10 protein-coding genes are annotated in these 10,978 nt (G+C 74.4%); 4 read left to right on the forward strand and 6 right to left on the reverse strand.

All coding sequences use genetic code 11. The features are described 5' to 3' along the window. Nucleotides 1–24: 24 nt before the first annotated feature. A complete protein-coding gene (locus ACFV1W_RS15455; protein ID WP_380416713.1) occupies nt 25–762 on the reverse strand; it encodes an SDR family oxidoreductase in 738 nt (245 codons plus the stop codon). Nucleotides 763–906: 144 nt separating this feature from the next. Between ACFV1W_RS15455 and ACFV1W_RS15460 the strand changes: the two genes are divergently transcribed. Further along, nucleotides 907–1,479, forward strand: coding sequence for a TetR/AcrR family transcriptional regulator (locus tag ACFV1W_RS15460; RefSeq protein ID WP_380416715.1), 573 nt, complete (start codon nt 907–909; stop codon nt 1,477–1,479). 53 nt (nt 1,480–1,532) lie between these two features. Next, nucleotides 1,533–2,504, forward strand: a complete 972-nt coding sequence (locus tag ACFV1W_RS15465) for a phosphotransferase family protein (RefSeq protein ID WP_380416717.1) — start codon at nt 1,533–1,535, stop codon at nt 2,502–2,504. Between the two features lie 165 nt (nt 2,505–2,669). Here the strand turns inward: ACFV1W_RS15465 and ACFV1W_RS15470 are convergent, their stop codons facing one another. The 3 genes from ACFV1W_RS15470 to ACFV1W_RS15480 all read right to left on the reverse strand — a co-directional run bounded on the left by ACFV1W_RS15470 (nt 2,670) and on the right by ACFV1W_RS15480 (nt 5,276). Beyond that, nucleotides 2,670–3,335, reverse strand: a complete 666-nt coding sequence (locus ACFV1W_RS15470) for a DUF4232 domain-containing protein (protein WP_380416718.1) — start codon at nt 3,333–3,335, stop codon at nt 2,670–2,672. A 409-nt stretch (nt 3,336–3,744) separates the two neighbouring features. Beyond that, complete coding sequence (locus tag ACFV1W_RS15475; RefSeq protein ID WP_380416721.1) at nt 3,745–4,002, reverse strand: DUF6296 family protein; 258 nt, start codon at nt 4,000–4,002, stop codon at nt 3,745–3,747. A 116-nt stretch (nt 4,003–4,118) separates the two neighbouring features. After that, complete coding sequence (locus ACFV1W_RS15480; RefSeq protein ID WP_380416722.1) at nt 4,119–5,276, reverse strand: hypothetical protein; 1,158 nt, start codon at nt 5,274–5,276, stop codon at nt 4,119–4,121. A gap of 185 nt (nt 5,277–5,461) precedes the next feature. Here ACFV1W_RS15480 and ACFV1W_RS15485 point away from each other — a divergent pair, with 185 nt between their 5' ends. Further along, nucleotides 5,462–6,991 carry an acyl-CoA synthetase gene (locus ACFV1W_RS15485; protein ID WP_380416724.1) on the forward strand — a complete coding sequence of 510 codons (1,530 nt, stop codon included), beginning with the start codon at nt 5,462–5,464 and terminating at the stop codon, nt 6,989–6,991. A 15-nt stretch (nt 6,992–7,006) separates the two neighbouring features. Here ACFV1W_RS15485 and ACFV1W_RS15490 read toward each other — a convergent pair whose 3' ends face one another. Continuing rightward, nucleotides 7,007–8,245 carry a helix-turn-helix domain-containing protein gene (locus ACFV1W_RS15490; protein WP_380416725.1) on the reverse strand — a complete coding sequence of 413 codons (1,239 nt, stop codon included), beginning with the start codon at nt 8,243–8,245 and terminating at the stop codon, nt 7,007–7,009. A gap of 100 nt (nt 8,246–8,345) precedes the next feature. Between ACFV1W_RS15490 and ACFV1W_RS15495 the strand changes: the two genes are divergently transcribed. Next, a complete protein-coding gene (locus ACFV1W_RS15495) occupies nt 8,346–10,022 on the forward strand; it encodes an FAD-binding dehydrogenase (RefSeq protein WP_380416726.1) in 1,677 nt (558 codons plus the stop codon). 13 nt (nt 10,023–10,035) lie between these two features. Here ACFV1W_RS15495 and ACFV1W_RS15500 read toward each other — a convergent pair whose 3' ends face one another. Further along, complete coding sequence (locus ACFV1W_RS15500) at nt 10,036–10,827, reverse strand: hypothetical protein (RefSeq protein ID WP_380416728.1); 792 nt, start codon at nt 10,825–10,827, stop codon at nt 10,036–10,038. Nucleotides 10,828–10,978 lie beyond the last annotated feature (151 nt).

The raw sequence follows: 10,978 nt of genomic DNA on the forward strand, positions 1-10,978 counted from the left end.
CAGTTCTCGTAGAGGCGGCCGCGCTCAGGACTGCGCGGTGGGGCGCACGACGATCTCGCCGACGTCGACGCCTTCGGGCTGTTCGACGGCGTAGGCGATGGCGGACGCGATCGCGCCGGGCGGCATGCCGATCTCGTCGCGCTGCCGGATCATCGCGGCGGCCAGCTCGGCGCCGACTCCCTTGCCCACGCCTTCGGTGTCGGTGAAGCCCGGCGAGACGAGCGTGACGCGCAGATCGGGTCCCGCTTCCTGGCGCAGGCCCTCGGTGAGCACCTTCACCGCCGTCTTGGTGGCCGCGTAGACCGCCTGCGGGCTCTTGACCACGTAGGCGGCGGTCGAACCGACGTTGACGAAGTGTCCGGAGCGCTGGCGGCGGAACACCGGCAGGGCCGCCCCGATGCCGTTCAGCAGGCCGGTGACGTGGGTGGCGACCATGGCGTCCCAGTCGTCCTGGCGCAGCTCGTCGAACGGCGAGACGGCCATGGTGCCCGCGTTGGACACGAGGACGTCGAGCCGTCCGTACCGGTCCACAGCCGTGTCCACCAGGCGCCGGAGGTCCTCGCGGCGCGTGACGTCGACCAGCACGCCCGTGGCGGTGCCCCCGTTCGCCGTGATGCCCTCGACGACGGCTCCGAGCCGGTCCTCGCGCCGCGCCCCGAGCACCAGCAACGCGCCCCGCTCGGCCAGGTGGGTCGCGGTGGCCGCGCCGATGCCGCTGCTGGCGCCCGTGATCGCGATGACCTTGCCCCGGATACCCGTCATGATCTGCTTCCTTTCGCGGAGGTGTCCGCAGGCCAGGAGGTGGCCTACAGTGGAAGCGGAGGCGCCTCCGCTTGACTGGAAGCTAAGTGGAGGCGCCTCCGGTTAGCAAGTCGGCACAGCTCTGGAACGGGATGGCGCGCACCGATGACCGACGGAACACCCCGACCGCTGCGGGCCGACGCCCGGCGCAACAGGGAGAAGATCCTCACCGCCGCCGCCCGCGCCTTCACCGCGCACGGGCTGGACGCACACCTGGAGCACATCGCCAAGGACGCGGGCGTGGGCAGTGCGACCCTCTACCGCAACTTCCCCACCCGAGAGGCCCTGATCGAGGCGGTCTACCGCAACGAGGTGGCCCAACTCTGCGACGCCGCCCCCACCCTGCTGGCCCGCAGGGCCCCCGACGAGGCCCTGCGGGCCTGGGCGCACCTCTTCCTCGACTACGCCGCCGCCAAGCACGGCATGATCGACGCCCTGCGCAGCATCGCCGCGACGGGGAGCAACCCCTACGGCCACAGCCGGGAGATGATCCAGGCCGCCGTCACAGCCCTCATGGACGCCTGCGCGGCCGCCGGCCTGATCCGAACCGACATCCGCCCCGAGGACGTCGCCACCGCCCTGGAGGGCATCGCCCTCACCTCGGCCGGCCCCGAACACCGGCAGCAGGCCGAGCGCCTCCTCGACCTCACCCTGGACGGCCTCGCCGTCCGCCGCTGAGACGGTCCGTCAAAGGGTTCGCATGTGCGCCGTCCGGATGATGGGATGGCCCGGTGACCGATCACGACGAGACGGTGACCGTCCGACCGTCGACCCTGGCCTGGGTGCGCCGGCACCTGGAGGCGGGCGAGCGGATCGTCGGGGCGGAGGCACTGCACGGCGGCGCCACCGCCGAGATGCGGAGGCTGGCCATCGGAACGCGGGACGGAGGCACCCGGTACCTGGTGCTGCGCTCCTTCGTCGACCCGACCCGGCAGGGGCCGGCCGAGGAACTCCTGCACAGGGAGGCCGACGCCCTGACCGCGCTCACCGGAACCGGCGTGCCGGCTCCCGGATTCGTCGCCGTCGACCCGACCGCCGCGCACTGCGAGTACCCCTCGCTCCTCATGACCCACCTGCCGGGCCGGGCGGTCCTCGACGACGAGGGGCTGGAGACACGCCTGCCCCTGCTGGCCCGTCAACTCGTGGCGGTTCACGCGGTGCGGCCGTCCGTCCGGCCCCGGGAGTACGTGGCACTGACGACCGCCGACACGGTCGTGGTCCCCGAGGGCGCCGACGCCGCGGTCTGGGCCGCCGCGATCGACGTGATCCGCAGGCCCGCGCCGCGCTACGAAGGGCGCTTCCTGCACCGGGACTTCCAGCCCGGCAACGTGCTGTTCGACCTGCCGGCCGAGGGCCCGCCCGGTGCCGCCGGTGCCCGGATCACCGGCACCGTCGACTGGGCGGCGGCCTCCTGGGGCCCGGCGGACCTCGACGTGGCGCACTGCTCCACCAATCTCGCACTGCTGCACGGCCCGGCGTGGGGCCTGCGCTTCACCGAGGCCTACCAGGAGGCCGGCGGAGTACTGGCCGCGGCCGCGGCCGAGCGGCTGTACTGGCAGGTGCGGGAGCCACTGGCGCTCTCGGAGGAAGTGCGGTGGGTGGCGCGGCCGTGGCAGGAGGCAGGACGGACCGAGCTGACGACACGGGTCGTGGAGGAGCGGCTGGACGCCTATCTCACCTCCCTGATGGGCACGCCGGGCTGAGCCGCCCGCGAACGGAGCCCGGGCAGGTCGAAGGCGACGCCAACCGGATCGGAACGCTCAGCAGGCACCGTTGCGGTACTCGACATCCCCGAGAACGGACTGGACGAGTTCCCCCGCAGGTCATGGACCTGGCGGCGGAGCTGGTGGACTTCCCCGGCAAGGTGGTCATCGACCTGACGCCGACGTCCCCGCGTCGTCCCTGACCCAGGCGCCGACCCCGAGGCTCCCGGTGGTGCCCAGGTCGAGCTCCGGCGTCACCGTCACCGGGGCCGCGCCCGGTGTGGCGCGCACCCGCACGTACGGGGCGTTCACCGGATCGCCGGCCCCGGTGGTGTTGCGCCACACCAGCGTGGAACCGGCGCCCTCCCCCGGCTTCAGCACGAACTCCTGCGGCGGGGCGTCCGCGCCGGTGCCGGTCGCGATCCGGGCACCACCGTGCACGACCTGGACCCCGTCGACCGGCTTGCGCTCCTCGTCGAGCACCTGCAGCTCCGGATAGCCGTTCAGGGTCACCGCGGCCGTCCCGCAGTTGCGCAGATGCAGCCCGACCACCCGCAGCCCCGTCGCCGCATCCCCCTCGCCCACGCTCACCAGCACCCCGGACGCCGGGCACGGACCGTTCGGCCGCGACGCCTCGGCGCTCGGCACGCTGCGCACCTTGAGGACCTTCACCCCCGAGGCCGTCCCGCCCAGCTCGACCCGCCCCTTCTCGACGGCCCCCGGCGCAAGCCCCTCGACGGTCTTCGTCACGTTGTCCGTCGCGCCCCCGCCCGCACCCGTCCGGCTGAACACCACCGTCACGTCGGCCGGCTCACCCGTCCCGTTGGTCACTTCGTACTCCGCACAGGCCGCCCCCACCGCCGTGACCCGCACCCCGCCATGGGCCCCCGCCGACGGCGACCCCGACGCCACCCCGCACGGCCCCGCACTGCCGGTGACCCGCCGGGCCCCCGCCGTACCACCCGCCTGCGACCCGCAACCCGCCAACAGAACGACCGCAACCCCGACCGCCAGTAACGACCCGGCCTTCTCGAACTGATGCATCCGGCCATGCGATCACGAACCACCCCGCACGGCCGTGAGCCGCGTCACTCCCCGTGCAACAGCCCTGCAACGCCCGATCGCCGACGGCCGGCCGCGGGCTCAGCGCCGATCACGGTCCACCGGCCGCCGCAAGCGGTTCCGGGCAGGCGTCGGAGACCCGCCCGGACGGGCCCGAGCGCATCTGCGGGGAGCGGCCTCAGCGCAGCGGTGCGCCGCGGTCCGGCAGTGGCACGGCGTGCAGGCACGGGTGCCGCGGGGAGCCCACGGGCGCGGTCAGGACGGTGGCCACCTCGCCGGTGATCTCCACCCTGAAGTCCCCGTCCGTGTTCTCCCAGACGGGCCCGCCGCCGGGCCCGAGGGTCTCGGTGGCGTGGACCACGATGACGGCCGGCGGGGCGTGCCCGCCGATCGGCCCCGGCAGGGTCACCGCATAGCGGCGTTCAAGGCTCTTCATGGCCGGCCTCCTGGTCCGAACACCCACCCGCGTCGTCGATTCTCCTCCACCCCCCGGCACATGTATACGAAGGGTGGGATCCTCGGCCCGGGTGGTCCGGCCCGGCCGCCGCTCGGTCAGGCGTTCCACCGCAGCACGGCGCCGAGCCCGCCGGGCGGACCGGGTACGGAGTCCGGCACCAGCAGGGCTTCGGCCCCGACCGCCGCGGCGCTGCGCAGCAGGGCGTCGGCGGCCGGGGCCTGCTGCGGTTCGGCCACTCCCATGGCCCGCAGCTCGGCGCGCTGGACGCCGATGTGCTCGGGCTCCGGGCCGGTCCACACCGGGCGCTGCGGATCGTGGCCGCCCGGCTGGACGAGCAGCGCCGCGAGCTGGTGCTGCCGGGCGGCGGTCACCACGGCGGGCACGCCCTGGGCGGCGGCGCCGGGTGCGGTCTCGGTCCCTGCGGAGTCGGTGGCGTGTTCGCCGGGGCGGCCGACGCCGGTCCGGAAGGCGTCCAGGACGGTGGTCAGATGCCGGCCCCGGTGCTCCTCCCAGGCCTCGGCGACCCGGCGGTCGAAGCTGTCCCGGGCGATGCCGTCGGCCCGGCCGCCGCCGTCGATCTCGACGGTGTCCGGCTGCATCTGGCGGGGCAGCAGCGCGCGGACGGCCCGGCGCTCGCGGACGTCGCCGGTGAGCACCAGCAGGCGGGCGCCGCTGCCGGGCCACATCCGGGTCAGCTGGTCGGCGATGACCGCGGCGGTGCGCTCCCAGGCGTCCTCGACGCGGTGCCGGTAGTGCCACTCGTACCGGTCGGCGGGCGGGGCGCGGTGCCCGCGGCCCTGCCACTGCCGGCCCTCGACGGTGCCGATCGGCGCGGAGCGGCCGAGTTCACGCTGTTCCAGCGCGGCCCCGGTACGGTCCACGGCCACCACCAGGCAGCGCGGCGCGGCGTCGTCCAGCAGGCCGAGCAGCGGGGCGGTGTGCGGCAGCGGCGCCCAGGTGGCGGCGACGTCGGGTGGCGAGTCCGTCAGCGGCACGTCCAGTGCGACCTCGCCGTCGGTGGCGAACAGCGCCCGCCCCGGTGGGGAGGCGGACGTCGGTTCCCCGGCCAGGTGGTCGCGGACTGCGTCGCAGGTGGCTTCGTCGGCGCCGAGCCCGGCGAGCCGGTGGACGGCGGCCCGGTCGATCAGGGCCCGGCGCGGGGCGGCGTCCTCGGTCGCACGGGAGGTGTCCAGGTACAGCGAGGCCCAGGGGCCGGGCCGGTCGAGCAACGGAGTGAGGAAGGCGAGGTCCATGGCGGCCTCCCAAGGTCGGTGGCTACATAGGCGCCTACCCGGCTCCGCGCGTCGGACACCCGTGCGTCCGTCCGGCGAGTAGTGGGCAGGCTGCTCCTGCACCCGGCCGTCCCGACCTTCCCCGCCCCACCCACCACCGCCACCAGAACCGGACCCGAACCGAACTCGAGAGCGAGACCGTGAGCATGATCGACGACCCCCGCGCCGGCACCGTCGACGGGCTGCTGCGCCGCAGTGCCCGCCGCACCCCCGACCGCACCGCGCTGACCTTCGCCGACCGCAGCTGGACCTACCGGCAGCTCGACGAGGCGGTCAGCCGCGCGGCCGGGTACCTGCTCGGGCTGGGCCTGCGTCCTGGCGACAGGGTCGCGGCGTACGGGCGCAACTCCGACGCCTACGCGATCGCCTTCCTCGCCTGCTCCCGGGCCGGCCTGGTGCACGTCCCGGTGAACTACGCCCTCACCGGCGAGGAGTTGAGCCACCTGCTCGCCCACTCCGGCAGCCGGACCGTGCTCAGCGACGCGGCGCTGGCGCCGGAGGTGGAACGCGTCCGGGCCGGGCTGCGCGTCGAGCACGTGCTGCCGCTGCGGGACGAAGGCTCCGGGCTCCTCGCCGCCGCGCTCGCCGGCCCGGTGCCCGAAGTGGACGCCGGGGTGCGCGACACCGACCTGGTCCAGCTGCTCTACACCTCCGGCACCACCTCCCGGCCGAAGGGCGCGAAGATGCCCCACCGCGCCTTGGTGCACGCGTACCTGTCCGGCATCCACGCCCTCGACCTGGGCGCGGACGACCGGCCGCTGATCTGCATGCCGCTGTACCACTCGGCCGCCCTGCACGTCTTCCTCCTGCCCTACCTCGCCGTCGGCGCCTCCGTCCTGCTGCTGGAGTCGCCGGACCTCCCCGAGCTGCTCCGGCGGATCGAGGAGGACCGGATCGACTCGCTGTTCCTGGCCCCGACGGTGTGGGTCCCGCTGGCCGGCCACCCCGACCTCGACCGCCGCGACCTGTCCTCGCTGCGCAAGGCCCAGTACGGCGCCTCGATCATGCCGGTGGCCGTGCTCGACCGGCTGCGCGACCGCTACCCACGGGTCGGCTTCTACAACTGCTTCGGCCAGTCGGAGATCGGACCGCTGGCTACCGTGCTGCGCCCGGAGGAGCACCGGGAGCGGCCGGCCTCCTGCGGCCGCCCGGTGCTGTTCGTGGAGGCCCGGATCGTCGACCGCGACGGTGCCGAGGTGCCGCCCGGCACCCCGGGTGAAATCGTCTACCGCTCACCGCAGTTGTGCCTCGGCTACTGGGACGCCCCGGAGGAGACGGCCGAGGCGTTCCGGGGCGGCTGGTTCCACTCCGGGGACCTGGTCGTCGCCGACGAGGCGGGCTACCTGACCGTGGTCGACCGGATCAAGGACGTCATCAACACCGGCGGGGTGCTGGTGGCCTCCCGGGAGGTCGAGGAGGCCGTCTACAGCCACCCGGCCGTGGCGGAGGTCGCGGTGATCGGCACCCCCGACGACAGGTGGATCGAGGCGGTCACCGCCTTCGTCGTCCTGCGCCCGGACGCCCCCGCCCCCACCCCGGCCGAGCTCATCGCCCACGTCCGGAGCCGCCTGGCCCCCTACAAGGTCCCGAAGGCCGTCCACTTCGTCCCCGACCTCCCGCGCAACCAGAGCGGCAAACTGCTCAAGCGCGACCTCCGGGAGCGCCTCACGGCTTAGCTCGGGTCTTTAGGATCACGCCCCGGCGCTCGCGAGCAGGGCGGTCTGGAAGGCGAAGCGGTTCCACGGGGTCCGGGGGTCGCGGCCGGTGGTGGCGGCGAGGCGGCGCAGCCGGTAGCGGACGGTCTGGGGGTGGAGGTGGAGGCGGGCGGCCGCTGTGGGGGCGCTCTCGGAGTAGATGACGGCGTCGAGGGTCCGTCGGGTGTCGGCGTCCCGGGCGAGGGGGCCGAGCACGGCTTCGCAGACCCGTCCGGGGTCGGCGTCGGGGTGTCCGGTGACCAGGGCGACCACCTCCAGGTCGCCGCGGTCGAGCACCCGGCGCTCGGTCCACACCAGCGGTGAGGCGTGCCGCAGGCCGTGGACGGCGAGCCGGTGGTCGCGGGGCGCGGTGGCGGCGGTGACGCCGGTGAGCAGGGCACCGGTGAGGTCGTGCGCGGCGGCCAGGCGGTGGAGCAGGGTCACGTCGACCGCCTTGACCAGGGCGACTCCGACGCCGTCCACGACGGTGTGCAGCGAGGTGGGTTCGAGGTCGGCCGCCTCGCCCGCGGCCCTGGCGTCCAGGGCGGCGGTGACCAGCGCCGCCGCCCGCTCCGCGGCGTCGGGCCCGGTGGCCGCGGCACCCGCCGGGGAGACCACCATCAGGTCGAAGGAGGACGGCAGTTCCGCGTTGAGTTCGCGCAGCCGGGCGCGGAGGGTGCCGGCGTGGCTCTGCCGGCCGAGCAGCAGGTCGGTGAGGAGTCCGCGCAGGGAGCGTTCACGGTCCTCGCTGAGGATGCGCCCGGTGGACTCGTAGCCGTCGAAGATCGCCTCCGAGGACTGGTCGAGCACCGTCAGCCACACCCGGGCGAGCGCGCTGAGGTCGCGCACCGAGACGTCGTCGGCGAAACGCTCCCCGATCCGCTCGAAGAAGGCCAGCGCGGCGACCCGGTAGGCGCGCAGCACGGCGGCCAGGGGACGGGCGTCGCGCGCCCGGACCGCGCCGACGCCACGGAACATCCGGATGTCCTCGGCGTCCAACGCGCCGTCCACTGACCAGAGTTCGAGCACCCGGCGGAGCGTCCAGACGATGATGGAGCGGACCTCCGCCAGCTGGCGGGCGTCGAGGTTGGCGTAGGCGGGGATCTCCCGGGCGATGGCGGCCATGAAGGCGTCGACCATCCCGGTCTCGTCCGCCAGGATCCGCGACACGGCGCCGGGCCGGTCGGTCGCGGACGGCGCCCCGCCTTGTGCCGAGGGCACAGTCTTCTCTGTCACCACCTGACAAGCCTAGTGCCGGACGGCCCGGCCTGCCCCGACCATGGGAGCGCGCAGCCGTCGCGACCGGACGACGGTGATTGCCCCGAGGGAGAGCTGAATGCCGTTCCAGCCTGAGGTGATCGTGGTCGGGGCCGGCCTGGCCGGACTGGTGGCCACGCACGAGCTGGCGAAGGCCGGCCGGCGGGTGCTGGTCGTCGAGCAGGAGAACCGGCGGAACCTGGGCGGCCAGGCGTTCTGGTCGCTGGGCGGCCTGTTCTTCGTCGACAGCCCGGAGCAGCGGCGGGCCGGGATCAAGGACTCGCTGGAGCTGGCCCGGCAGGACTGGTTCGGCTCGGCGGGCTTCGACCGGCCGGACGACGAGGACCTCTGGGGGCGGCGCTGGGCCGAGGCGTACCTGGCGTGGGCGGCCGGCGGAAAACGCCGCTACCTGCGCGAGCTGGGCCACCGGGTGGTGCCGCTGGTGGGGTGGGCGGAGCGGGGCGCCGGTTCGGCCACCGGGCACGGCAACTCGGTGCCGCGCTTCCACATCACCTGGGGCACCGGGCCGGGGGTGGTGGAGGCGTTCCTCCGTCCGGTGCTGCGGGCGGAGCGCGCCGGGCTGGTGCGGTTCGCGTTCCGGCACCAGGTGGACGAGCTGCTGACCGAGGACGGTGCGGTGGTCGGCGTCCGGGGTTCGGTGCTGGCGCCGGACGACTCAGAACGCGGCGTCAAGTCCTCGCGCGAGGCGGTCGGTTCCTTCGAGGAGCGGACGGCGGCCGTCGTGGTGACCTCCGGCGGCATCGGGCACAACCACGCGCTGATGCGGGCCAACTGGCCGGTGGACCGGGTCGGTCCGGCCCCCGAGCACCTGATCTCCGGCGTCCCCGCCCATGTCGACGGCCGGATGCTGGCCATCACCGAGCAGGCCGGCGGCCGGGTGGTCAACCGCGACCGGATGTGGGCCTACACCGAGGGCGTCCACAACTGGGACCCGGTCTGGCCGGACCACGCCATCCGGATCCTGCCCGGCCCGTCCTCCATGTGGTTCGACGCCGAGGGGCGCCGGTTGAGCGGGATGTCCGGTGTGCCGGGCGCCGACTCGATCGGTGCGATGAAGCAGATCCTGGCCACCGGGCACGACTACTCGTGGTTCGTCCTGACCCAGTCGATCATCGAGAAGGAGTTCGCGCTCTCCGGTTCGGAGCAGAACCCCGATCTGACCGGCCGGGACCTCGGGTTCGCCGTGAGGAGCAGGCTGGCCAAGGGCGCCCCGGGGCCGGTCGAGCGGTTCAAGCGGCACGGCGAGGACTTCGTCGTCGCCCGGACCCTGCCCGAGCTGGTCGCCGCGATGAACGGGATCGCCCGCGGCCCGAAGCTCGACGTCGCCGACATCGAGCGGCAGATCGTCGCCCGCGACCGCGAACTCGCCAACCCGTTCAGCAAGGACGTCCAGGTGATGGCGATCCACAACGCCCGCCGGTCGCTGACCGACCGGATCGCCCGGGTCGCCAGGCCGCACCGGATCCTCGACCCGGCGCACGGACCGCTGATCGGCGTGCGCCTCAACATCCTGTCCCGCAAGACCCTCGGCGGGCTGCAGACCGACCTCGACTCCCAGGTGATCGGCGGTGGCGGCGCCCCGGTGCCCGGTCTCTACGCCGCCGGGGAGGTGGCCGGCTTCGGCGGCGGGGGCGTGCACGGGTACAACGCGCTGGAGGGCACCTTCCTGGGCGGCTGCATCTTCTCGGGGCGGGCCGCCGGCCTGGCGATCGCCCGGCAGTCGCCGAACAGGTGAGCAGCGGCGCCCGTCAGCCGGTGAGCCAGGGCGCCTCGGGGAGCTTGGCGTCGGCGTCGCGGCCGGTGAAGTCCACGGTGGTCGGCGTGCCCAGGCCCGCGATCCGCATGGTGACCCGGCGCAGGTCGGCGTCGCCGTCCACCCAGTACGTCAGAGGCGAGGTCTTGCCGTCCGGTGCGGCGCCCTGGGCGCGCGGGCCGGCGAAGCGGTCGTAGCCGCGGCCGTCGATCCGGTCCGGGCCGAGCCAGCGGGCGCCGGACTGGGCGAGCAGCAGCGGGTTGTCCGGGCGGTCGGCACCGACCTGGGTGAGCAGTTGGAGGCCGGCGTCCAGCGGGTCCGCGGTGTACGAGCGCGGCGACCAGCCGGAGCGGGGGATGTGTTCGGCCTGTTGCCAGGGCGGCCCCTGGTCGCCCGCCGGTTCGGGGGCCAGACCGAGGCCGTCGGTGTCCCAGACCACCAGGCCGTGGTCGAGCGGGCCGCTCGCGCCGGTGCTCCGGTAGCGGCCCACGCCGCGGTGGGTGCGGTAGTCCACGACGCCTTCGACCCGGATCCGCACTCCCCCGCCCTCGTCGGCGGTGAGCACCACGCCGACCGGGCTGGCCTGGTAGAGGTTCAGCCGGGACAGCGCCAGCCGGCCCGCCTCCTCGGTGGTGACCGGCCGTTCGGCGGCGTCGTCGGAGACGGTCTCGTACGCGACGACGCCACCCGCCACGGCGACGCACACCGCCGCCGCGACCAGCGCCGTCAACCAGCGGGTCCGCCTGCGCCGGGGCGGGCGGGCTTCGGCCTTCGTCGTGCGGGCCATGCGGGCCATGCGGTCGTGGTCTCCGATCCTTCGTCCAGGTCGTTCAGGTCGTTCAGGTCGTTCAAGTCGTTCAGGTCGCTCAAGACGCCCATGGCACACGGGCCTTCGGGCCGGGCACAGGAGTCGGGCGGGTTCGCGGTCCGTTGCGGTC

The sequence above is a fragment of the Kitasatospora sp. NPDC059648 genome (assembly GCF_042734825.1).
GTDB lineage: Bacteria > Actinomycetota > Actinomycetes > Streptomycetales > Streptomycetaceae > Kitasatospora.